The 24,106-nt window shown below is 51.8% G+C and carries 22 protein-coding genes; 21 read left to right on the forward strand and 1 reads right to left on the reverse strand.

All coding sequences use genetic code 11. From position 1 onward, the window contains the following. Positions 1-27 precede the first annotated feature (27 nt). Positions 28-114 (reverse strand): leu operon leader peptide, encoded by an 87-nt coding sequence (leuL, locus tag A7589_RS14065; RefSeq protein WP_001300467.1) that lies wholly within the window; start codon positions 112-114, stop codon positions 28-30. A 657-nt stretch (positions 115-771) separates the two neighbouring features. On the opposite strand from leuL, the gene leuO reads away from it, so the two are divergent. The 21 genes from leuO to lpxC all read left to right on the forward strand — a co-directional run bounded on the left by leuO (position 772) and on the right by lpxC (position 23,878). Further along, positions 772-1,716, forward strand: coding sequence for a transcriptional regulator LeuO (gene leuO / locus A7589_RS14070; protein ID WP_010355140.1), 945 nt, complete (start codon positions 772-774; stop codon positions 1,714-1,716). 317 nt (positions 1,717-2,033) lie between these two features. After that, positions 2,034-3,758: an acetolactate synthase 3 large subunit gene (gene ilvI / locus A7589_RS14075; RefSeq protein ID WP_000425628.1), complete on the forward strand. Its 1,725-nt coding sequence runs from the start codon at positions 2,034-2,036 to the stop codon at positions 3,756-3,758. Between the two features lie 2 nt (positions 3,759-3,760). Further along, positions 3,761-4,252, forward strand: coding sequence for an acetolactate synthase small subunit (ilvN, locus tag A7589_RS14080; protein ID WP_010355142.1), 492 nt, complete (start codon positions 3,761-3,763; stop codon positions 4,250-4,252). Between the two features lie 11 nt (positions 4,253-4,263). Continuing rightward, positions 4,264-4,350, forward strand: coding sequence for a hypothetical protein (locus A7589_RS22845; RefSeq protein WP_032147791.1), 87 nt, complete (start codon positions 4,264-4,266; stop codon positions 4,348-4,350). A gap of 81 nt (positions 4,351-4,431) precedes the next feature. Continuing rightward, positions 4,432-5,436 carry a catabolite repressor/activator gene (cra, locus tag A7589_RS14085; protein WP_000762401.1) on the forward strand — a complete coding sequence of 335 codons (1,005 nt, stop codon included), beginning with the start codon at positions 4,432-4,434 and terminating at the stop codon, positions 5,434-5,436. A gap of 601 nt (positions 5,437-6,037) precedes the next feature. Continuing rightward, complete coding sequence (gene mraZ, locus A7589_RS14090) at positions 6,038-6,496, forward strand: division/cell wall cluster transcriptional repressor MraZ (protein ID WP_000488286.1); 459 nt, start codon at positions 6,038-6,040, stop codon at positions 6,494-6,496. A gap of 1 nt (position 6,497) precedes the next feature. Then, positions 6,498-7,439, forward strand: a complete 942-nt coding sequence (gene rsmH, locus A7589_RS14095; RefSeq protein WP_108188896.1) for a 16S rRNA (cytosine(1402)-N(4))-methyltransferase RsmH — start codon at positions 6,498-6,500, stop codon at positions 7,437-7,439. Continuing rightward, positions 7,436-7,801, forward strand: coding sequence for a cell division protein FtsL (gene ftsL, locus A7589_RS14100; protein WP_000625658.1), 366 nt, complete (start codon positions 7,436-7,438; stop codon positions 7,799-7,801). Before rsmH ends, ftsL begins: the two co-directional genes overlap by 4 nt. Before the next feature lie 15 nt (positions 7,802-7,816). Then, complete coding sequence (gene ftsI, locus A7589_RS14105) at positions 7,817-9,583, forward strand: peptidoglycan glycosyltransferase FtsI (protein WP_000642204.1); 1,767 nt, start codon at positions 7,817-7,819, stop codon at positions 9,581-9,583. Beyond that, positions 9,570-11,057: a UDP-N-acetylmuramoyl-L-alanyl-D-glutamate--2,6-diaminopimelate ligase gene (gene murE / locus A7589_RS14110; RefSeq protein ID WP_000785113.1), complete on the forward strand. Its 1,488-nt coding sequence runs from the start codon at positions 9,570-9,572 to the stop codon at positions 11,055-11,057. Before ftsI ends, murE begins: the two co-directional genes overlap by 14 nt. Next, the gene (gene murF / locus A7589_RS14115; protein WP_108188897.1) at positions 11,054-12,412 is read left to right on the forward strand and encodes a UDP-N-acetylmuramoyl-tripeptide--D-alanyl-D-alanine ligase; all 1,359 of its coding nucleotides are present in this window, start codon (positions 11,054-11,056) and stop codon (positions 12,410-12,412) included. The genes murE and murF overlap by 4 nt, the downstream gene beginning before the upstream one ends. Further along, positions 12,406-13,488, forward strand: coding sequence for a phospho-N-acetylmuramoyl-pentapeptide-transferase (gene mraY, locus A7589_RS14120; protein ID WP_000964122.1), 1,083 nt, complete (start codon positions 12,406-12,408; stop codon positions 13,486-13,488). Before murF ends, mraY begins: the two co-directional genes overlap by 7 nt. A gap of 2 nt (positions 13,489-13,490) precedes the next feature. Further along, on the forward strand, positions 13,491-14,807 hold the full coding sequence (gene murD / locus A7589_RS14125) for a UDP-N-acetylmuramoyl-L-alanine--D-glutamate ligase (RefSeq protein WP_000796426.1): 1,317 nt from the start codon (positions 13,491-13,493) through the stop codon (positions 14,805-14,807). Then, positions 14,807-16,051 (forward strand): cell division protein FtsW, encoded by a 1,245-nt coding sequence (gene ftsW / locus A7589_RS14130; RefSeq protein ID WP_010345404.1) that lies wholly within the window; start codon positions 14,807-14,809, stop codon positions 16,049-16,051. The genes murD and ftsW overlap by 1 nt, the downstream gene beginning before the upstream one ends. Then, on the forward strand, positions 16,048-17,115 hold the full coding sequence (gene murG, locus A7589_RS14135; protein WP_000016578.1) for an undecaprenyldiphospho-muramoylpentapeptide beta-N-acetylglucosaminyltransferase: 1,068 nt from the start codon (positions 16,048-16,050) through the stop codon (positions 17,113-17,115). The genes ftsW and murG overlap by 4 nt, the downstream gene beginning before the upstream one ends. Before the next feature lie 53 nt (positions 17,116-17,168). Then, entirely contained in the window at positions 17,169-18,644 is a 1,476-nt protein-coding gene (gene murC / locus A7589_RS14140; RefSeq protein WP_001096081.1) for a UDP-N-acetylmuramate--L-alanine ligase, read from the forward strand. Next, positions 18,637-19,557, forward strand: coding sequence for a D-alanine--D-alanine ligase (gene ddlB, locus A7589_RS14145; RefSeq protein WP_000130076.1), 921 nt, complete (start codon positions 18,637-18,639; stop codon positions 19,555-19,557). Before murC ends, ddlB begins: the two co-directional genes overlap by 8 nt. 1 nt (position 19,558) lies before the next feature. Further along, the gene (ftsQ, locus tag A7589_RS14150) at positions 19,559-20,389 is read left to right on the forward strand and encodes a cell division protein FtsQ (protein WP_000075731.1); all 831 of its coding nucleotides are present in this window, start codon (positions 19,559-19,561) and stop codon (positions 20,387-20,389) included. Next, positions 20,386-21,648, forward strand: a complete 1,263-nt coding sequence (gene ftsA / locus A7589_RS14155) for a cell division protein FtsA (protein WP_000588474.1) — start codon at positions 20,386-20,388, stop codon at positions 21,646-21,648. Before ftsQ ends, ftsA begins: the two co-directional genes overlap by 4 nt. Before the next feature lie 60 nt (positions 21,649-21,708). Next, positions 21,709-22,860 (forward strand): cell division protein FtsZ, encoded by a 1,152-nt coding sequence (gene ftsZ / locus A7589_RS14160; protein ID WP_000462777.1) that lies wholly within the window; start codon positions 21,709-21,711, stop codon positions 22,858-22,860. A 100-nt stretch (positions 22,861-22,960) separates the two neighbouring features. After that, positions 22,961-23,878, forward strand: a complete 918-nt coding sequence (lpxC, locus tag A7589_RS14165) for a UDP-3-O-acyl-N-acetylglucosamine deacetylase (RefSeq protein ID WP_000595482.1) — start codon at positions 22,961-22,963, stop codon at positions 23,876-23,878. Positions 23,879-24,106 lie beyond the last annotated feature (228 nt).

The following is a 24,106-nucleotide window of genomic DNA, read 5'->3' on the forward strand; positions in this document are numbered from 1 at the left end:
GGGTTTTTTGTTTGACTGCGTGCTGGCTTAATGCTGAATGCCGCTCACTCGTCTACCGCGCAAAGAAGATGCGTTTAGTAGTAGTAGACCGATAAAGCGAACGATGTGAGTCATTAAATCAGCTCCAGATGAATGCGATATGCTTTTAGAGTTACTGGATACAAAAACGGATGTCAACCCTGATGCAACAAAAACGTCCCGCCAGCATGAGTTCTGCATGAGTTGAATTAGCTAATTGTGCTGCGCGGGTTTAAACAGTCGATATTAATTTCTGCTTAACCACACATACCTTTCATTGGTGGACATACTTCAGAATAATTTATGGCATTTAATCAATGAGGTAAAAGGAGGGAAATTTATTCTTTACCCTGTCTATCCTGATGATTTTTATTGAGTTATATTTTGAGTGAATGTTTTGATATTGATTTTATGAATATTATTGATCGATTAATGTTAAGGGTTAATACATCAAATATATAAATTAATTATTAAATACGCACGTTTAATCCATTTTTTGGATGATTGAGTATTCGCGGGAGTTATGATTAGATTGTTTTCGCAACAAAAACATTATGGATTATTATGCTGTGGTGAATGACTCTTCGCACGGCAATGGATTCTGTTTTTATCAGAACCCGTATCTTTATGTTTTCCTAATTTTACGCATTTTTCTTTTTCTTATTTTATATGCATGGTAAATCATATTTTTCAGGATTATTTCTCTGCATTCCAATAAGGGAAAGGGAGTTAAGTGTGACAGTGGAGTTAACTATGTCAGAGGTAAAAACAGATCATCCAGAAATTGCGGAGTTAAGCAAGCCACAGCTACGCATGGTCGATCTAAACTTATTAACCGTTTTCGATGCCGTGATGCAGGAGCAGAACATTACCCGTGCCGCGCATGTTCTGGGTATGTCGCAACCAGCGGTCAGTAACGCTGTTGCACGCCTGAAGGTGATGTTTAATGACGAACTGTTTGTTCGTTATGGGCGTGGTATCCAACCGACTGCCCGCGCTTTTCAACTTTTTGGCTCTGTACGTCAGGCGCTGCAATTAGTGCAAAACGAATTACCCGGTTCAGGTTTTGAGCCGGCCAGCAGCGAACGTGTATTCCATCTTTGCGTTTGCAGCCCGTTAGATAGCATTCTGACCTCGCAGATTTATAATCACATTGAGCAAATCGCGCCAAATATTCATGTGATATTCAAGTCTTCATTAAACCAGAACACCGAACATCAGCTACGTTATCAGGAAACGGAGTTCGTTATTAGTTATGAAGACTTCCATCGTCCTGAATTTACCAGCGTGCCATTATTTAAAGATGAAATGGTACTGGTAGCCAGCAAGAACCATCCGACTATTAAAGGCCCATTACTGAAACATGACGTTTATAACGAACAACATGCGGCGGTTTCGCTTGATCGTTTCGCGTCGTTTAGTCAACCGTGGTACGACACAGTAGATAAACAAGGCAGTATCGCTTATCAGGGAATGGCAATGATGAGCGTCCTTAGCGTGGTGTCGCAAACGCATCTGGTTGCTATTGCGCCTCGTTGGCTGGCTGAAGAGTTCGCTGAATCCTTAGAGTTACAGGTATTACCGCTGCCGTTAAAACAAAACAGCAGAACCTGTTATCTCTCCTGGCATGAAGCTGCCGGGCGCGATAAAGGCCATCAATGGATGGAAGAGCAATTAGTCTCTATTTGTAAACGTTAAGCAAATGCAGAATAAATCAGGCGCGTAATTCTGGTTTATTCTGCATTTTTTATTAAATGTAGAATTTTATTCTGAATACATGTTTGCCCTGATTTTAGAAATAATAAAAAAATAGAGAAATTGCTGTAACTGGTCGAATTTGACCGATTTATTATCAATTCTGTCCGCCATTCTGGATTATTTTATCGTTTATTTTCTCCTTTCCTCCTGTTTATTCTTATTTCTTCACGCTTGTGAATCAGCTTGTCAATTGCTTAAGCAAGATCGGACGGTTAATGTGTTTTACACATTTTTTCCGCCAAACAGTGAGGCAAGCCATGGAGATGTTGTCTGGAGCCGAGATGGTCGTCCGATCGCTTATCGATCAGGGCGTTAAGCAAGTATTCGGTTATCCCGGAGGCGCGGTCCTTGATATTTACGATGCATTGCATACCGTGGGCGGTATTGATCACGTATTAGTTCGTCATGAGCAGGCAGCGGTACATATGGCCGATGGCCTGGCGCGCGCGACCGGAGAAGTGGGCGTTGTGCTGGTGACATCGGGTCCTGGAGCCACCAACGCAATTACCGGTATCGCCACCGCCTATATGGACTCTATTCCGCTGGTTATCCTTTCCGGGCAGGTCGCAACCTCGCTGATAGGTTACGATGCCTTTCAGGAGTGTGACATGGTGGGAATTTCCCGGCCGGTGGTTAAACACAGTTTTCTGGTTAAGCAAACGGAAGACATTCCACAGGTGCTGAAAAAGGCTTTCTGGCTGGCAGCAAGTGGTCGCCCTGGGCCGGTAGTAGTTGATTTACCGAAAGATATTCTTAATCCGGCGAACAAATTACCTTACGTCTGGCCGGAATCGGTCAGTATGCGTTCGTATAACCCGACAACGTTGGGTCATAAAGGGCAGATTAAACGCGCACTACAAACGCTGGCGGCGGCGAAAAAACCGGTCGTTTACGTGGGGGGGGGCGCGGTGACAGCGGGTTGCCATCAACAACTCAAACAGATTATTGAGCAACTTAATCTTCCTGTCGTCTCATCATTAATGGGATTAGGCGCGTTTCCGGCAACGCATCGTCAGGCGCTGGGAATGCTGGGAATGCACGGCACTTACGAAGCCAATATGACAATGCATAATGCCGATGTCATTTTTGCGGTTGGCGTACGCTTTGATGATCGCACTACTAACAATCTGGCAAAGTACTGCCCAAATGCGACGGTGTTACATATTGATATCGATCCAACCTCTATCTCAAAAACCGTGACTGCCGACATCCCGATCGTTGGCGATGCGCGGCTGGTGTTGGATCAAATGCTGGAGTTGCTGGCACAAGAAACGGCTCACCAACCGTTGGATGAAATCCGTGACTGGTGGCAGAAAATTGAACAGTGGCGCGCTCGCCAGTGCCTGAAATACGACACTCAGAGCGAAAAGATTAAACCGCAGGCGGTGATAGAGACGCTCTGGCGACTGACGAAGGGGGACGCTTACGTTACGTCCGACGTCGGGCAGCACCAGATGTTCGCCGCACTTTATTATCCTTTCGACAAACCGCGTCGCTGGATCAACTCCGGTGGCCTCGGCACCATGGGGTTTGGTTTACCTGCGGCGCTGGGCGTCAAAATGGCGTTGCCGGAAGAAACTGTGGTCTGCGTTACTGGCGACGGCAGTATTCAGATGAACATTCAGGAACTGTCTACTGCCTTGCAATACGAGCTTCCGGTGTTGGTGGTGAATCTTAATAACCGCTATCTGGGGATGGTGAAACAGTGGCAGGACATGATCTATTCCGGCCGTCATTCACAATCTTATATGCAATCTCTGCCAGATTTCGTCCGTCTGGCAGAAGCCTATGGTCATGTTGGTATCCAGATTTCGCGCCCGGATGAGCTGGAAAGTAAACTTGGCGAGGCGCTGGAACAGGTACGAAATAATCGCCTGGTATTTGTTGATGTCACCGTCGATGGCAGTGAGCACGTTTATCCGATGCAGATTCGCGGGGGCGGAATGGATGAAATGTGGTTAAGCAAAACGGAGAGAACCTGATTATGCGCCGGATATTATCAGTATTACTCGAAAATGAATCAGGCGCGTTATCCCGCGTGATCGGCCTTTTTGCCCAGCGTGGCTATAACATTGAAAGCCTGACCGTTGCGCCAACCGACGATCCGACATTATCGCGCATGACTATCCAGACCGTGGGCGATGAAAAAGTGCTTGAGCAGATCGAAAAGCAATTACACAAGCTGGTCGATGTGTTGCGCGTGAGCGAGCTGGGGCAGGGTGCGCACGTTGAGCGGGAGATTATGCTGGTGAAAATTCAGGCCAGCGGCTATGGACGTGACGAAGTGAAACGCAATACGGAAATATTTCGTGGGCAAATCATTGATGTCACGCCTTCGCTTTATACCGTTCAACTGGCAGGCACCAGCGATAAACTCGACGCATTTTTAGCATCGATTCGCGATGTGGCGAAAATTGTTGAAGTTGCCCGCTCTGGCGTCGTCGGTCTTTCGCGCGGCGATAAAATAATGCGTTGAGAATGATCTCAATGCGCAATTTGCAGCCCAATAAGCCACGTTGGGCTTTTTTTGCGAATTTAGTAGGAACCTGGAATAAAAGCAGTTGCCGCAGTTAATTTTCTGCGCTTAGATGTTAATGAATTTAATCCATACCAGTACAATGGTTATGGTTTTTACATTTTACGCAAGGGGCAATTGTGAAACTGGATGAAATCGCTCGGCTGGCGGGAGTGTCGCGGACCACTGCAAGCTATGTTATTAACGGCAAAGCGAAGCAATACCGTGTGAGCGACAAAACCGTTGAGAAAGTCATGGCAGTGGTACGTGAGCACAATTACCACCCGAATGCCGTGGCGGCTGGGCTTCGTGCTGGACGCACACGTTCTATTGGTCTTGTTATCCCCGATCTTGAGAACACAAGTTATACCCGCATTGCTAACTATCTTGAACGCCAGGCGCGTCAACGCGGTTATCAGCTACTCATTGCTTGTTCCGAAGATCAGCCAGACAACGAAATGCGTTGTATTGAGCATCTTTTACAACGTCAGGTCGATGCCATCATTGTTTCGACTTCGCTGCCGCCAGAGCATCCTTTCTATCAACGCTGGGCTAATGACCCGTTCCCGATTGTCGCGCTGGATCGCGCCCTCGATCGTGAACATTTCACCAGCGTGGTTGGTGCCGACCAGGATGATGCTGAAATGTTGGCGGAAGAGTTACGTAAGTTTCCGGCCGAAACGGTACTTTATCTTGGCGCGCTGCCGGAGCTTTCTGTCAGCTTCCTGCGTGAGCAGGGTTTCCGTACTGCCTGGAAAGATGATCCGCGCGAAGTGCATTTCCTTTATGCCAATAGCTATGAGCGGGAAGCTGCTGCCCAGTTATTCGAAAAATGGCTGGAAACGCATCCGATGCCGCAGGCGCTGTTCACTACCTCTTTTGCATTGTTGCAGGGAGTGATGGATGTCACGCTGCGTCGCGATGGTAAACTGCCTTCCGATCTGGCGATTGCCACCTTTGGCGATAACGAATTGCTCGACTTCTTACAATGTCCTGTGCTGGCAGTGGCTCAGCGTCATCGGGATGTCGCTGAGCGCGTGCTGGAGATTGTCCTGGCGAGTCTGGACGAGCCGCGTAAGCCAAAACCAGGTTTAACGCGCATCAAACGAAATCTCTATCGTCGCGGCGTCCTCAGCCGTAGCTAAACGTTAAACAAAAAATGATGCGCTGGTTGATTGCGGCTGGCGCATTGAGTACGTAATTGGACATCAATATCCTTTATGTAAATAAGACTATTCCTGACTATTATCCATAAGACCTTCTAAATATCTCACCAATTAACTTCATTCGATGTGCTTAATGATAATTAAGTCGTAACGATGGATTGCGATTGCATTATTTTGTTACATGCAAATCGGCAATTGCCGATTAAACAAACACTTTTCTAATCTTTTACGCAAAGTCGCTGGCGTCAGGCATGGCGCGTGCGCAACAGGGACTGTTATCCGGGGGCGATATGTCCTAAAATGCCGCTCGCGTCGCAAACTGACACTTTATATTTTCATTAAGGAAAAAGAAGTCGTTTTTAAAACGGTAATGATGAGTGGGATTTTTTCTTACAACTATTCATAACGTTAATTTGCTTCGTTCGTTGGGCGATTTTTAAACAATGCAGATATTAGTCGTAAACATCGGGTTTTTTGCTTCGGTAAGGAATGTTCCTGGCTTGACAAGCTTTTCCTCCGCTCCGTAAACTCCTTTTAGTGGGAATTTGTGGGATAAAGTGGTAATTGGGGGAAGACTGGCATGTTCCGGGGAGCAACGTTAGTCAATCTCGACAGTAAAGGGCGCTTATCGGTGCCCACCCGTTATCGGGAAGAGCTGCTCGAGAACGCTGCCGGTCAAATGGTGTGTACCATTGACATTCATCACCCATGTCTGCTGCTTTACCCCCTTCCTGAATGGGAAATTATCGAGCAAAAATTATCGCGTCTGTCGAGCATGAACCCGGTTGAGCGCCGTGTGCAGCGCCTTCTGTTAGGTCATGCCAGCGAATGTCAGATGGATGGCGCAGGTCGATTGTTAATCGCGCCAGTACTGCGGCAACATGCCGGGCTGACAAAAGAAGTGATGTTGGTTGGACAGTTCAATAAGTTTGAGCTGTGGGATGAAACAACCTGGCATCAACAAGTCAGGGAAGATATCGACGCAGAACAGTTGGCTACCGAAAACTTATCGGAGCGGCTGCAGGACTTGTCTCTATAAAATGATGGAAAACTATAAACATACTACGGTGCTGTTGGATGAAGCCGTAAATGGCCTCAATATCCGTCCTGACGGTATCTACATTGATGGAACTTTTGGTCGCGGTGGTCACTCACGTCTGATCCTCTCGCAGCTTGGCGAAGAGGGGCGTTTGCTGGCGATCGATCGCGACCCGCAGGCTATTGCCGTTGCGAAGACTATTGATGATCCGCGCTTCTCCATCATACATGGACCTTTCTCCGCGCTGGGCGAATACGTCGCCGAGCGTGATCTTATCGGCAAGATTGATGGCATTCTCCTCGATCTTGGCGTCTCTTCACCGCAACTCGATGATGCTGAACGCGGTTTTTCCTTTATGCGCGATGGCCCGCTGGACATGCGTATGGATCCGACGCGCGGTCAATCCGCTGCTGAATGGCTACAAACTGCCGAAGAAGCCGATATCGCCTGGGTATTAAAAACGTATGGCGAGGAGCGTTTCGCTAAACGCATTGCGCGCGCCATTGCCGAGCGTAACCGTGAACAGCCGATGACCCGTACCAAAGAACTGGCGGGAGTCGTTGCTGCCGCAACGCCGGTGAAGGACAAATTCAAACATCCTGCGACCCGTACCTTCCAGGCGGTGCGCATCTGGGTAAACAGTGAACTGGAGGAGATAGAGCAGGCGCTAAAAAGCTCGCTCAACGTGTTGGCGCCAGGTGGGCGGCTTTCGATCATCAGTTTTCATTCGCTGGAAGACCGTATTGTGAAACGCTTTATGCGTGAAAACAGTCGTGGTCCGCAAGTTCCGGCAGGATTACCGATGACTGAAGAGCAGCTCAAAAAACTGGGTGGCCGTCAGTTGCGAGCATTAGGCAAGTTGATGCCGGGCGAAGAAGAGGTGGCAGAGAACCCTCGTGCCCGTAGTTCAGTTCTGCGTATTGCAGAGAGGACGAACGCATGATCAGCAGAGTGACAGAAGCTCTAAGCAAAGTTAAAGGATCGATGGGAAGCCACGAGCGCCATGCCTTGCCTGGCGTCATCGGTGACGATCTTTTGCGATTTGGGAAGCTGCCACTCTGCCTGTTCATTTGCATTATTTTGACGGCGGTGACTGTGGTGACCACAGCACACCATACCCGTTTGCTGACCGCTCAGCGCGAACAACTGGTGCTGGAGCGAGACGCTTTAGACATTGAATGGCGCAACCTGATTCTTGAAGAGAACGCGCTCGGCGACCATAGCCGGGTGGAAAGGATCGCTACGGAGAAGCTGCAAATGCAGCATGTCGATCCATCACAAGAAAATATCGTAGTGCAAAAATAAGGATAAACGCGACGCATGAAAGCAGCGGCGAAAACGCAGAAACCAAAACGTCAGGAAGAACATGCCAACTTTATCAGTTGGCGTTTTGCGTTGTTATGCGGCTGTATTTTACTGGCGCTGGCTTTTCTGCTCGGGCGCGTAGCGTGGTTACAGGTTATCTCCCCGGATATGTTGGTGAAAGAGGGCGACATGCGTTCTCTTCGCGTTCAACAAGTATCCACCTCACGCGGCATGATTACTGACCGCTCTGGTCGCCCATTAGCAGTAAGTGTGCCGGTAAAAGCGATCTGGGCTGACCCAAAAGAAGTGCATGACGCTGGCGGTATCAGCGTCGGTGACCGCTGGAAGGCGCTGGCTAACGCGCTTAACATTCCGCTGGATCAGCTCTCAGCCCGCATTAACGCCAACCCGAAAGGACGCTTTATTTATCTGGCGCGTCAGGTAAACCCTGACATGGCGGACTACATCAAAAAACTGAAACTGCCGGGGATTCATCTGCGTGAAGAGTCTCGCCGTTACTATCCGTCCGGCGAAGTGACCGCTCACCTCATCGGCTTTACCAACGTCGATAGCCAGGGGATTGAGGGTGTCGAGAAGAGTTTCGATAAATGGCTTACCGGGCAACCGGGTGAACGTATTGTGCGTAAAGACCGCTACGGTCGCGTAATTGAAGATATTTCTTCTACCGACAGCCAGGCGGCGCACAACCTTGCGCTGAGTATTGATGAACGCCTGCAGGCGCTGGTTTATCGCGAACTGAACAACGCGGTGGCCTTTAACAAGGCGGAATCCGGTAGTGCCGTGCTGGTGGATGTCAACACTGGCGAAGTGCTGGCGATGGCTAACAGCCCGTCATACAACCCAAACAATCTGAGTGGCACGCCAAAAGAGGCGATGCGTAACCGTACCATCACCGACGTCTTTGAACCAGGTTCAACCGTCAAGCCGATGGTGGTGATGACCGCGTTGCAGCGCGGCGTGGTGCGAGAAAACTCAGTACTGAATACCGTTCCTTATCGAATTAACGGCCACGAAATCAAAGACGTGGCGCGCTACAGCGAATTAACCCTGACCGGGGTATTACAGAAGTCGAGTAACGTCGGTGTTTCCAAGCTGGCGTTAGCGATGCCGTCCTCAGCGTTAGTAGATACTTACTCACGTTTTGGACTGGGAAAAGCGACCAATTTGGGGTTGGTCGGAGAACGCAGTGGCTTATATCCTCAAAAACAACGGTGGTCTGACATAGAGAGGGCCACCTTCTCTTTCGGCTACGGGCTAATGGTAACACCGTTACAGTTAGCGCGAGTCTACGCAACTATCGGCAGCTACGGCATTTATCGCCCGCTGTCGATTACCAAAGTTGACCCCCCGGTTCCCGGTGAACGAGTCTTCCCGGAATCCATTGTCCGCACCGTGGTGCATATGATGGAAAGCGTGGCGCTACCGGGCGGCGGCGGCGTGAAGGCGGCGATTAAAGGCTATCGTATCGCTATTAAAACTGGTACTGCGAAAAAGGTCGGGCCGGACGGTCGCTACATCAATAAATATATTGCTTATACCGCAGGCGTTGCGCCTGCGAGTCAGCCGCGCTTCGCGCTGGTTGTTGTTATCAACGATCCGCAGGCGGGTAAATACTACGGTGGCGCTGTTTCCGCGCCGGTCTTTGGTGCCATCATGGGCGGCGTATTGCGCACCATGAACATCGAGCCGGATGCGCTGACAACGGGTGATAAAAATGAATTTGTGATTAATCAAGGCGAGGGGACAGGTGGCAGATCGTAATTTGCGCGACCTTCTTGCTCCGTGGGTGCCAGACGCACCTTCGCGAGCACTGCGAGAGATGACACTCGACAGCCGTGTGGCTGCGGCGGGCGATCTCTTTGTAGCTGTAGTAGGTCATCAGGCGGACGGGCGTCGATATATCCCGCAGGCGATAGCGCAAGGTGTGGCTGCCATTATTGCAGAGGCGAAAGATGAGGCGACCGACGGTGAAATCCGTGAAATGCACGGCGTACCGGTCATCTATCTCAGCCAGCTCAATGAGCGTTTATCTGCACTGGCGGGCCGCTTTTACCATGAACCCTCTGACAATTTACGTCTCGTGGGCGTAACGGGCACCAACGGCAAAACCACGACTACCCAGCTTCTGGCGCAGTGGAGCCAACTGCTTGGCGAAACCAGCGCGGTAATGGGCACTGTTGGTAACGGCCTGCTGGGGAAAGTGATCCCGACAGAAAATACTACCGGTTCGGCAGTCGATGTTCAGCATGAGCTGGCGGGGCTGGTGGATCAGGGCGCGACGTTTTGCGCAATGGAAGTTTCCTCCCACGGGCTGGTACAGCACCGTGTGGCGGCATTGAAATTTGCGGCGTCGGTCTTTACCAACTTAAGCCGCGATCACCTTGATTATCATGGTGATATGGAACACTACGAAGCCGCGAAATGGCTGCTTTATTCTGAGCATCATTGCGGTCAGGCGATTATTAACGCCGACGATGAAGTGGGCCGCCGCTGGCTGGCAAAACTGCCGGACGCGGTTGCGGTATCAATGGAAGATCATATCAATCCGAACTGTCACGGACGCTGGTTAAAAGCGATCGACGTGAACTATCACGACAGCGGTGCGACGATTCGCTTTAGCTCAAGTTGGGGCGATGGCGAAATTGAAAGCCATCTGATGGGCGCTTTTAACGTCAGTAACTTGCTGCTGGCGCTGGCGACACTGCTGGCACTTGGCTATCCATTGACTGAACTGTTGAAAACCGCCGCGCGTCTGCAACCGGTTTGCGGACGTATGGAAGTGTTCACTGCACCAGGCAAACCGACGGTGGTGGTGGATTACGCGCATACGCCGGATGCACTGGAAAAAGCCTTACAGGCGGCGCGGCTGCACTGTGCGGGCAAGCTGTGGTGCGTCTTTGGCTGTGGCGGCGATCGTGATAAAGGCAAGCGTCCACTGATGGGCGCAATTGCCGAAGAGTTTGCTGACGTGGCGGTGGTGACGGACGATAACCCGCGTACCGAAGAACCGCGCGCCATCATCAACGATATTCTGGCGGGAATGTTAGACGCCGGACATGCCAAAGTGATGGAAGGCCGCGCTGAAGCGGTGACTTGCGCCGTTATGCAGGCTAAAGAGAATGATGTGGTGCTGGTCGCGGGCAAAGGCCATGAAGATTACCAGATTGTTGGCAACCAGCGTCTGGACTACTCCGATCGTGTCACGGTGGCGCGTCTGCTGGGGGTGATCGCATGATTAGCGTAACTCTTAGCCAACTGGCGAACATTCTCAACGGTGAACTGCAAGGGACAGATATCACCCTTGATGCCGTAACCACTGATACCCGTAAACTCACGCCGGGCTGCTTGTTTGTTGCCCTGAAAGGCGAACGTTTCGATGCTCATGATTTTGCCGACCAGGTGAAAGCTGGCGGCGCAGGCGCACTACTGGTCAGCCGTCCGCTGGACATCGACCTGCCGCAGTTAATCGTCAAGGATACGCGTCTGGCGTTTGGTGAACTGGCTGCATGGGTTCGCCAGCAAGTTCCGGCGCGCGTGGTTGCTCTGACGGGGTCCTCCGGCAAAACCTCCGTTAAAGAGATGACGGCGGCGATTTTAAGCCAGTGCGGCAACACGCTTTATACGGCAGGCAATCTCAACAACGACATCGGTGTACCGATGACGCTGTTGCGCTTAACGCCAGAATACGACTACGCAGTCATTGAACTTGGTGCGAACCATCAGGGCGAAATTGCCTGGACAGTAAGCCTGACCCGCCCGGAAGCCGCGCTGGTCAACAACCTGGCGGCGGCGCATCTGGAAGGCTTCGGTTCTTTGGCGGGCGTGGCAAAAGCGAAAGGCGAAATCTTTACCGGCCTGCCGGAAAACGGTATCGCCATTATGAATGCCGACAATAACGACTGGTTGAACTGGCAAAGCGTGATTGGCAATCGCAAAGTGTGGCGTTTCTCACCCAATGCCGCCAACAGTGATTTTACCGCCACCAATATTCATGTGACCTCGCACGGTACTGAATTTACGCTGCAAACTCCAACGGGTAGCGTCGATGTCCTGCTGCCGCTGCCGGGGCGTCACAATATTGCGAATGCATTGGCTGCTGCGGCGCTCTCCATGTCCGTGGGCGCAACGCTTGATGCCATCAAAGCAGGGCTGGCAAATCTACAGGCTGTTGCTGGCCGTTTGTTCCCCATCCAACTGGCGGAAAACCAGTTGCTGCTCGACGACTCCTACAACGCTAACGTCGGCTCCATGACCGCCGCTGTTCAGGTTCTGGCTGAGATGCCGGGCTACCGTGTGCTGGTCGTTGGCGATATGGCGGAACTGGGCGCTGAAAGCGAAGCCTGCCATGTACAGGTGGGCGAAGCGGCAAAAGCTGCTGGTATTGACCGCGTGTTAAGCGTGGGTAAACAAAGCCATGCTATCAGCACCGCCAGCGACGTTGGCGAACATTTTGCTGATAAAACTGCGTTAATTACGCGTCTTAAATCACTGATTGCTGAGCAACAGGTAATTACGATTTTAGTTAAGGGTTCACGTAGTGCTGCCATGGAAGAGGTAGTACGCGCTTTACAGGAGAATGGGACATGTTAGTTTGGCTGGCCGAACATTTGGTCAAATATTATTCCGGCTTTAACGTCTTTTCCTATCTGACGTTTCGCGCCATCGTCAGCCTGCTGACCGCGCTGTTCATCTCATTGTGGATGGGGCCGCGCATGATTGCTCATCTGCAAAAACTCTCCTTTGGTCAGGTGGTGCGTAACGATGGCCCGGAATCGCACTTTAGCAAGCGCGGTACGCCGACCATGGGCGGGATTATGATCCTGACAGCGATTGTGATCTCCGTACTGCTGTGGGCTTACCCGTCTAACCCGTATGTCTGGTGCGTACTGGTAGTGCTGGTCGGCTACGGCATCATTGGCTTCGTTGATGACTATCGCAAAGTCGTGCGCAAAGACACCAAAGGGTTGATCGCACGTTGGAAGTATTTCTGGATGTCGGTCATTGCGCTGGGTGTTGCTTTTGCTTTGTATCTTGCCGGGAAAGACACGCCAGCAACGCAACTGGTTGTACCGTTCTTTAAAGATGTGATGCCGCAGTTAGGTTTGTTCTACATCCTGCTGGCCTACTTCGTTATTGTCGGCACCGGTAACGCGGTAAACCTGACCGATGGTCTTGATGGCCTGGCGATTATGCCGACCGTATTTGTCGCTGGTGGTTTTGCGCTGGTGGCGTGGGCGACCGGCAACATGAACTTTGCCAGCTATTTACACATACCGTATCTGCGACATGCAGGGGAACTGGTCATTGTCTGCACCGCGATAGTCGGGGCAGGGCTGGGATTCCTGTGGTTTAACACCTATCCGGCACAGGTCTTTATGGGCGATGTTGGTTCGCTGGCGTTAGGCGGCGCGTTGGGCATTATCGCCGTACTGCTGCGTCAGGAATTCCTGCTGGTGATTATGGGCGGCGTGTTTGTCGTCGAAACCCTGTCGGTTATTTTGCAAGTCGGCTCCTTTAAACTGCGCGGGCAACGTATTTTCCGCATGGCGCCGATTCATCACCACTATGAACTGAAAGGCTGGCCGGAACCGCGCGTCATTGTGCGTTTCTGGATTATTTCGCTGATGCTGGTCCTGATTGGTCTGGCAACGCTGAAGGTACGTTAATCATGGCTGATTACCTGGGTAAAAATGTCGTCATTATCGGCCTGGGCCTCACCGGGCTTTCTTGCGTGGACTTTTTCCTTGCTCGCGGCGTGACGCCGCGCGTAATGGATACGCGTATGACACCGCCAGGCCTGGATAAATTACCCGAAGCGGTGGAGCGTCATACTGGCGGTCTCAATGATGAATGGCTGATGGTGGCAGATCTGATTGTCGCCAGCCCCGGTATTGCGCTGGCGCATCCTTCCTTAAGCGCCGCTGCCGATGCCGGAATTGAAATTGTTGGCGATATCGAGCTGTTCTGCCGCGAAGCACAAGCGCCTGTCGTGGCGATCACCGGTTCTAACGGCAAAAGCACTGTCACCACCTTAGTGGGGGAAATGGCGAAAGCAGCAGGCGTTAACGTTGGCGTGGGTGGCAACATTGGCCTGCCAGCATTGATGCTGCTGGATGCTGAGTGCGAGCTGTACGTGCTGGAACTGTCAAGCTTCCAGCTGGAAACGACATCCAGCTTACAGGCGGTGGCGGCGACGATTCTGAACGTGACTGAAGATCATATGGATCGCTATCCATTTGGTTTACAGCAGTATCGTGCGGCAAAACTGCGTATTTACGAAAACGCAAAAGTTTGCGTGGTTAATGCCGATGATGCCTTAACGATGCCGATTCGCGGTGCGGATGAACGTTGCGTCAGCTTCGGCGTCAATATGGGTGACTATCACCTGAATCATCAGCAGGGTGAAACCTGGCTGCGGGTGAAAGGCGAGAAAGTGTTGAATGTGAAAGAGATGAAGCTTTCCGGGCAGCATAACTACACCAATGCGCTGGCAGCACTGGCGCTGGCTGATGCCGCAGGTTTACCGCGTGCCAGCAGCCTGAAAGCGTTAACCACGTTTACCGGTCTGCCGCATCGCTTTGAAGTGGTGCTGGAGCATAACGGTGTGCGCTGGATTAACGATTCGAAAGCGACCAACGTCGGCAGTACCGAAGCGGCGCTGAATGGCCTGCACGTAGATGGCACGCTGCATTTGTTGCTGGGCGGCGATGGTAAATCGGCAGACTTCAGCCCACTGGCGCGCTATCTGAATGGCGATAACGTGCGTCTGTATTGTTTCGGTCGTGATGGCGCACAGTTGGCGGCGTTACGCCCGGAAGTGGCAGAGCAAACCGAAACTATGGAACAGGCGATGCGCTTGCTGACTCCGCGTGTTCAGCCGGGAGATATGGTTCTGCTCTCCCCGGCATGTGCCAGCCTTGATCAGTTCAAGAACTTTGAACAACGAGGCAATGAGTTTGCCCGTCTGGCGAAGGAGTTAGGTTGATGCGTTTATCTCTCCCTCGCCTGAAAATGCCGCGCCTGCCGGGATTCAGTATCCTGGTCTGGATCTCCACGGCGCTAAAGGGCTGGGTGATGGGCTCGCGGGAAAAAGATACCGACAGCCTGATCATGTACGATCGCACCTTACTGTGGCTGACCTTCGGCCTCGCGGCGATTGGCTTTATCATGGTGACCTCGGCGTCAATGCCCATAGGGCAACGCTTAACCAACGATCCGTTCTTCTTCGCGAAGCGTGATGGCGTCTATCTGATCCTGGCGTTCATTCTGGCGATCATTACGCTGCGTCTGCCGATGGAGTTCTGGCAACGCTACAGTGCTACGATGCTGCTCGGATCAATCATCCTGTTGATGATCGTGCTGGTGGTGGGTAGCTCGGTTAAAGGGGCATCGCGGTGGATCGATCTTGGCTTGCTGCGTATCCAGCCAGCCGAACTGACCAAGCTGTCGCTGTTTTGCTATATCGCCAACTATCTGGTGCGCAAAGGCGATGAAGTGCGTAACAACCTGCGCGGCTTCCTGAAACCGATGGGCGTGATTCTGGTGTTGGCCGTGTTGCTGCTGGCACAGCCTGACCTTGGTACGGTGGTGGTGTTGTTTGTGACTACGCTGGCGATGCTGTTCCTGGCTGGGGCGAAATTGTGGCAGTTCATCGCCATTATTGGCATGGGGATTTCAGCGGTTGTGTTGCTGATCCTCGCCGAACCGTACCGTATTCGTCGTGTTACCGCATTCTGGAACCCGTGGGAAGATCCTTTCGGCAGCGGCTATCAGCTGACGCAATCGCTGATGGCGTTTGGTCGCGGCGAACTGTGGGGACAAGGTTTAGGTAACTCGGTACAAAAACTGGAGTATCTGCCGGAAGCGCACACTGACTTTATTTTCGCCATTATCGGCGAAGAACTGGGGTATATCGGTGTGGTGCTGGCGCTTTTAATGGTATTCTTCGTCGCTTTTCGCGCGATGTCGATTGGTCGTAAAGCGTTAGAAATTGACCATCGTTTTTCCGGTTTTCTCGCCTGTTCAATTGGCATCTGGTTTAGTTTCCAGGCGCTGGTTAACGTAGGCGCAGCGGCGGGGATGTTACCGACCAAAGGTTTGACATTGCCGCTCATCAGTTACGGTGGTTCGAGCTTACTGATTATGTCGACAGCCATCATGATGCTGTTGCGTATTGATTATGAAACGCGTCTGGAGAAAGCGCAGGCGTTTGTACGAGGTTCACGATGAGTGGTCAAGGGAAGCGATTAATGGTGATGGCAGGCGGTACTGGCGGACATGTGTTCCCGGGGCTTGCGGTTGCGCATCATTTAATGACCCAGGGGTGGCAAGTTCGCTGGCTGGGTACTGCCGATCGTATGGAAGCGGACTTAGTGCCGAAGCACGGTATCGAGATCGACTTTATTCGTATCTCTGGTTTGCGCGGCAAGGGCATTAAAGCGTTACTTGCAGCTCCGTTGCGTATCTTTAACGCCTGGCGTCAGGCGCGGGCGATTATGAAAGCGTATAAACCTGATGTGGTGCTCGGTATGGGCGGCTACGTTTCAGGCCCAGGAGGTCTGGCAGCGTGGTCGTTAGGCATTCCTGTTGTACTTCATGAACAAAACGGTATTGCGGGCTTAACCAATAAATGGCTGGCGAAGATTGCGACCAAAGTGATGCAGGCGTTTCCAGGCGCTTTCCCTGATGCGGAAGTGGTGGGTAATCCTGTTCGTACCGATGTGCTGGCGCTGCCGTTGCCGCAGCAACGTCTGGCTGGACGTGAAGGTCCGGTTCGTGTGTTGGTAGTGGGTGGTTCTCAGGGCGCACGCATTCTTAACCAGACAATGCCGCAGGTTGCAGCAAAGCTGGGCGATTCAGTCACTATCTGGCATCAGAGTGGCAAAGGTTCGCAACAATCTGTTGAACAGGCGTATGCCGAAGCGGGGCAACCGCAGCATAAAGTGACGGAATTTATTGATGATATGGCGGCGGCGTATGCGTGGGCGGATGTCGTCGTTTGCCGCTCCGGTGCGTTGACGGTGAGTGAAATCGCTGCGGCGGGGTTACCAGCATTGTTTGTGCCGTTTCAGCATAAAGACCGCCAGCAATACTGGAATGCGTTACCGCTGGAAAAAGCGGGCGCAGCCAAAATTATCGAGCAGCCACAGCTTACCGTGGATGCTGTCGCCAACACCCTGGCCGGGTGGTCGCGAGAAACCTTATTAACCATGGCAGAACGCGCCCGTGCTGCATCCATCCCGGATGCCACCGAGCGAGTGGCAAATGAAGTGAGCCAGGCTGCCTGGGCGTAATTGTGGCGATGCCTTTTGCATCGCATGAATTTGAGAAGTTAATGGCGTAAAGAATGAATACACAACAATTGGCAAAACTGCGTTACATCGTGCCCGAAATGCGTCGCGTTCGGCACATTCACTTTGTCGGCATCGGTGGTGCCGGTATGGGCGGTATTGCCGAAGTTCTGGCCAATGAAGGGTATCAGATCAGTGGTTCAGATTTAGCGCCAAATCCGGTCACGCAGCAGTTAATGAATCTGGGGGCGACGATTTACTTCAACCATCGCCCGGAAAACGTGCGCGACGCCAGCGTGGTCGTTGTTTCCAGTGCAATTTCTGCCGACAACCCTGAGATTGTTGCCGCTCATGAAGCGCGTATTCCGGTGATCCGTCGCGCGGAAATGCTGGCTGAGTTAATGCGTTTTCGTCATGGCATCGCCATTGCCGGAACGCATGGCAAAACGACAACCACCGCGATGGTTTCCAGCATCTATGCGGAAGCGGGTCTCGATCCAACTTTCGTTAACGGTGGGCTGGTAAAAGCTGCTGGCGTTCATGCGCGCTTAGGTCATGGTCGCTATTTGATTGCCGAAGCAGATGAGAGCGATGCATCGTTCCTGCATCTGCAACCCATGGTGGCGATTGTCACCAATATCGAAGCCGACCATATGGATACCTACCAGGGCGACTTTGAGAATTTAAAACAGACCTTTATTAATTTTCTGCACAACCTGCCGTTTTACGGTCGTGCGGTAATGTGTGTTGACGATCCGGTGATCCGCGAATTGTTACCGCGCGTGGGGCGTCAGATCACGACTTACGGCTTCAGCGAAGATGCCGATGTGCGTGTAGAAGATTACCAGCAGATTGGCCCGCAGGGGCATTTTACGCTGCTGCGCCAGGACAAAGAGCCGATGCGCGTTACCCTGAACGCGCCTGGTCGTCATAATGCGCTGAACGCGGCGGCTGCGGTTGCGGTTGCTACGGAAGAGGGGATTGACGACGATGCTATTCTGCGTGCGCTGGAGAGCTTCCAGGGAACCGGTCGTCGCTTCGATTTCCTCGGTGAATTCCCGCTGGAGCCGGTCAACGGTAAAAGCGGTACAGCAATGCTGGTTGATGACTACGGTCACCATCCGACCGAAGTGGATGCCACCATAAAGGCGGCACGTGCAGGCTGGCCGGATAAAAACCTGGTAATGCTGTTTCAGCCGCATCGTTTTACCCGTACTCGCGACCTGTATGATGATTTCGCCAATGTGCTGACGCAGGTTGATACCCTGTTGATGCTGGAAGTTTATCCGGCAGGTGAAGCACCGATTCCGGGAGCGGATAGCCGTTCACTGTGCCGCACGATTCGTGGACGTGGGAAAATTGATCCTATTCTGGTGCCAGATCCGGCGCAGGTAGCCGAGATGTTAGCACCAGTATTAACCGGTAACGACCTGATTCTCGTGCAGGGTGCGGGTAATATTGGGAAAATTGCCCGTTCTTTAGCTGAAATCAAACTGAAGCCGCAAACTCCGGAGGAAGAACAACATGACTGATAAAATCGCGGTTCTGTTGGGCGGGACCTCCGCAGAGCGGGAAGTTTCTCTGAATTCTGGCGCTGCTGTGTTAGCCGGGCTGCGCGAAGGCGGCGTCGATGCACATCCTGTTGACCCTAAAGAAGTTGACGTGACGCAACTGAAATCGATGGGATTTCAGAAAGTATTTATCGCTCTGCACGGGCGCGGCGGTGAAGACGGCACATTGCAGGGGATGCTTGAGCTGATGGGACTGCCTTATACCGGCAGCGGAGTGATGGCATCTGCGCTTTCAATGGATAAACTACGCAGCAAACTGCTGTGGCAAGGTGCCGGTTTACCGGTCGCTCCGTGGGTGGCGTTAACCCGCGCAGAGTTTGAAAAAGGCCTTAACGATAAGCAGTTAGCCGAAATTTCTGCCCTGGGTTTACCATTAATCGTTAAGCCGAGCCGCGAAGGTTCCAGCGTGGGAATGTCAAAAGTAGTAGCAGAAAATGCTCTACAAGATGCATTAAGATTGGCATTTCAGCACGATGAAGAAGTATTGATTGAAAAATGGTTAAGTGGGCCGGAGTTCACGGTTGCGATACTCGGTGAAGAAATTTTACCGTCAATACGTATTCAACCCGCCGGAACCTTCTATGATTATGAGGCGAAGTATCTCTCTGATGAGACACAGTATTTCTGCCCCGCAGGTTTAGAAGCGGCACAAGAGGCCAATTTGCAGGCATTAGTGCTGAAAGCATGGACGACTTTAGGTTGTAAAGGATGGGGGCGTATTGACGTCATGCTGGACAGCGATGGACAGTTTTATCTGCTGGAAGCCAATACCTCTCCGGGTATGACCAGCCACAGTCTGGTGCCGATGGCGGCACGTCAGGCAGGCTTAAGCTTCTCGCAGTTGGTAGTACGAATTCTGGAACTGGCGGACTAATATGTCGCAGGCTGCTCTGAACACGCGAAACAGTGAAGAAGAAATTTCTTCTCACCGCAATAATGGAACGCGTCTGGCGGGGATACTTTTCCTGCTGACGGTTTTAACGACTGTGTTGGTGAGCGGCTGGGTCGTGTTGGGCTGGATGGAAGATGCGCAACGCCTGCCGCTCTCAAAGCTGGTGTTGACCGGTGAACGCCATTACACGCGTAATGACGATATCCGGCAGTCGATCCTGGCATTGGGTGAGCCGGGTACTTTTATGACTCAGGATGTCAACATCATCCAGACGCAAATTGAACAACGCCTGCCGTGGATTAAGCAGGTGAGCGTCAGAAAGCAGTGGCCTGATGAATTGAAGATTCATCTGGTTGAATATGTGCCGATTGCGCGGTGGAATGATCAACATATGGTAGACGCCGAAGGAAACACCTTCAGCGTGCCGCCAGATCGCACCAGCAAGCAGGTGCTCCCGATGTTGTATGGCCCGGAAGGCAGCGCCAATGAAGTGTTGCAGGGTTATCGCGAAATGGGGCAAATGCTGGCAAAGGACAGATTTACTCTGAAGGAAGCGGCAATGACCGCGCGGCGTTCCTGGCAGTTGACGCTGAATAACGATATTAAGCTCAACCTTGGCCGGGGCGATACGATGAAACGTTTGGCTCGCTTTGTAGAACTTTATCCGGTTTTACAGCAGCAGGCGCAAACCGATGGCAAACGGATTAGCTACGTTGATTTGCGTTATGACTCTGGAGCGGCAGTAGGCTGGGCGCCCTTGCCGCCGGAGGAATCTACTCAGCAACAAAATCAGGCACAGGCAGAACAACAATGATCAAGGCGACGGACAGAAAACTGGTAGTAGGACTGGAGATCGGCACCGCGAAGGTTGCCGCTTTAGTAGGGGAAGTTCTGCCCGACGGTATGGTCAATATCATTGGTGTGGGCAGCTGCCCGTCACGTGGTATGGATAAAGGCGGGGTTAACGACCTCGAATCTGTGGTCAAATGCGTACAACGCGCTATTGACCAGGCAGAATTGATGGCTGATTGCCAGATCTCTTCGGTATACCTGGCGCTTTCTGGTAAGCACATCAGCTGCCAGAATGAAATTGGTATGGTGCCCATTTCTGAAGAAGAAGTGACGCAAGAAGATGTGGAAAACGTCGTCCATACCGCGAAATCGGTGCGTGTGCGCGATGAGCATCGTGTGCTGCATGTGATCCCGCAAGAGTATGCCATTGACTATCAGGAAGGGATCAAAAATCCGGTAGGACTTTCGGGCGTGCGAATGCAGGCAAAAGTGCACCTGATCACATGTCACAACGATATGGCGAAAAACATCGTCAAAGCGGTTGAACGTTGTGGGCTGAAAGTTGACCAACTGATATTTGCCGGACTGGCATCAAGTTATTCGGTATTGACGGAAGACGAACGTGAATTGGGAGTCTGCGTCGTCGATATCGGTGGTGGTACAATGGATATCGCCGTTTATACCGGTGGGGCATTGCGCCACACCAAGGTAATTCCTTATGCTGGCAATGTGGTGACCAGTGATATCGCCTATGCCTTTGGCACACCGCCAAGCGACGCCGAAGCGATTAAAGTTCGCCATGGCTGCGCGTTGGGTTCCATCGTCGGTAAAGATGAGAGCGTGGAAGTGCCGAGCGTAGGTGGGCGACCACCGCGTAGTCTGCAACGTCAGACGCTGGCGGAGGTGATTGAGCCACGGTATACCGAGTTGCTCAACCTGGTCAACGAAGAGATATTGCAGCTGCAGGAAAAGCTTCGCCAACAAGGCGTGAAACATCACCTGGCGGCGGGCATTGTATTAACCGGTGGCGCGGCGCAGATCGAAGGACTTGCCGCCTGCGCTCAGCGCGTGTTTCATACGCAGGTGCGTATTGGCGCGCCGCTGAATATCACCGGTTTAACTGATTATGCTCAGGAGCCGTATTACTCGACGGCTGTGGGATTGCTTCACTACGGGAAAGAGTCACATCTTAACGGTGAAGCGGAAGTAGAAAAACGTGTTACAGCATCAGTTGGCTCGTGGATCAAGCGACTCAATAGTTGGCTGCGAAAAGAGTTTTAATTTTTATGAGGTCGACGGTGATTACGGCCTCAGGCGACAGGCACATATCGGAGAGAAACTATGTTTGAACCAATGGAACTTACCAACGACGCGGTGATTAAAGTCATCGGCGTCGGCGGCGGCGGCGGTAATGCTGTTGAGCACATGGTGCGTGAGCGCATTGAAGGTGTTGAATTTTTCGCGGTAAATACCGATGCACAGGCGCTGCGTAAAACGGCGGTTGGGCAGACGATTCAGATCGGTAGTGGTATCACCAAAGGACTGGGAGCTGGCGCTAATCCAGAAGTTGGCCGTAATGCGGCTGATGAGGATCGCGATGCACTGCGTGCGGCGCTGGAAGGTGCAGACATGGTATTTATTGCAGCAGGTATGGGTGGTGGTACTGGTACAGGTGCTGCGCCGGTCGTTGCTGAAGTGGCAAAAGATTTGGGTATCCTGACCGTTGCTGTCGTGACTAAGCCTTTCAACTTTGAAGGCAAGAAGCGTATGGCCTTCGCGGAGCAGGGGATCACTGAATTGTCCAAGCATGTGGACTCATTGATCACCATCCCGAACGACAAACTGCTGAAGGTGCTGGGACGCGGTATCTCCCTGCTTGATGCGTTTGGCGCCGCGAACGATGTGCTGAAAGGCGCAGTTCAGGGTATCGCCGAACTGATTACTCGTCCGGGTCTGATGAACGTGGACTTTGCAGACGTACGTACCGTGATGTCTGAAATGGGCTACGCAATGATGGGTTCTGGCGTGGCGAGCGGTGAAGATCGTGCGGAAGAAGCGGCTGAAATGGCTATTTCTTCTCCGCTGCTGGAAGACATCGACCTGTCTGGTGCGCGCGGCGTGCTGGTTAACATCACGGCGGGCTTCGACCTGCGTCTGGATGAGTTCGAAACCGTAGGTAACACCATCCGTGCATTTGCTTCGGATAACGCAACCGTGGTTATCGGTACTTCTCTTGACCCGGATATGAACGACGAACTGCGTGTAACCGTGGTTGCAACAGGTATCGGCATGGACAAACGTCCTGAAATCACTCTGGTGACCAATAAACAAGTTCAGCAGCCGGTGATGGATCGTTACCAGCAGCATGGTATGGCACCGCTGACGCAAGAGCAGAAACCGGTAGCTAAAGTGGTGAACGACAATACGCCGCAAACCGCGAAAGAGCCGGATTATCTGGATATCCCTGCTTTCCTGCGTAAGCAAGCTGACTAAGATTAAGCTGGAATTTGGGTTACCAGGCTCTTTGTGCTAAACTGGCCTGCCGAATGTATAGTACACTTCGGTTGGATAGGTAATTTGGCGAGATAATACGATGATCAAACAAAGGACACTTAAACGTATCGTTCAGGCGACGGGTGTCGGTTTACATACCGGCAAGAAAGTCACTCTGACGTTACGCCCTGCGCCGGCCAACACCGGGGTCATCTATCGTCGCACCGACTTGAATCCACCGGTAGATTTTCCGGCCGATGCCAAATCTGTGCGTGATACCATGCTCTGTACGTGTCTGGTCAACGAGCATGATGTACGGATTTCAACCGTTGAGCACCTGAATGCTGCGCTCGCGGGCTTAGGCATCGATAACATCGTTATCGAAGTTAACGCACCGGAAATCCCGATCATGGACGGTAGTGCCGCTCCGTTTGTTTACCTGCTGCTTGATGCTGGTATCGACGAGCTGAACTGCGCCAAGAAATTTGTTCGCATCAAAGAGACTGTTCGTGTCGAAGATGGCGATAAGTGGGCTGAATTTAAGCCGTACAATGGTTTTTCGCTGGATTTCACCATCGATTTCAACCATCCGGCTATCGATTCCAGCAATCAACGTTATGCGATGAACTTCTCTGCTGATGCATTTATGCGCCAGATCAGCCGTGCGCGTACGTTCGGTTTCATGCGTGATATCGAATACCTGCAGTCTCGTGGTTTGTGCCTGGGCGGCAGTTTCGATTGTGCCATCGTTGTTGACGATTATCGCGTACTGAACGAAGACGGCCTGCGTTTTGAAGACGAATTTGTGCGTCACAAAATGCTCGACGCGATCGGTGACTTGTTCATGTGCGGTCACAACATTATTGGTGCATTCACCGCTTATAAATCCGGTCATGCACTGAATAACAAATTGTTGCAGGCTGTCCTGGCAAAACAGGAAGCCTGGGAATATGTGACCTTCCAGGACGACGCAGAACTGCCGTTGGCCTTCAAAGCGCCTTCAGCAGTACTGGCATAACGACATTTATACTGTCGTATAAAATTCGACTGGCAAATCTGGCACTCTCTCCGGCCAGGTGAACCAGTCGTTTTTTTTTGAATTTTATAAGAGCGATAAGAAACGGTGCGAACGCTGTTTTCTTAAGCACTTTTACGCACAACTCATCTTCATTCCTGCTGTGGACTTCGGGCTTTAATGATAAGATTTGTGCGCTAAATACGTTTGAATACGATCGGGATGGCAATA

This window comes from Escherichia sp. MOD1-EC6475 (genome assembly GCF_003046645.1).
Lineage (GTDB): Bacteria > Pseudomonadota > Gammaproteobacteria > Enterobacterales > Enterobacteriaceae > Escherichia > Escherichia ruysiae.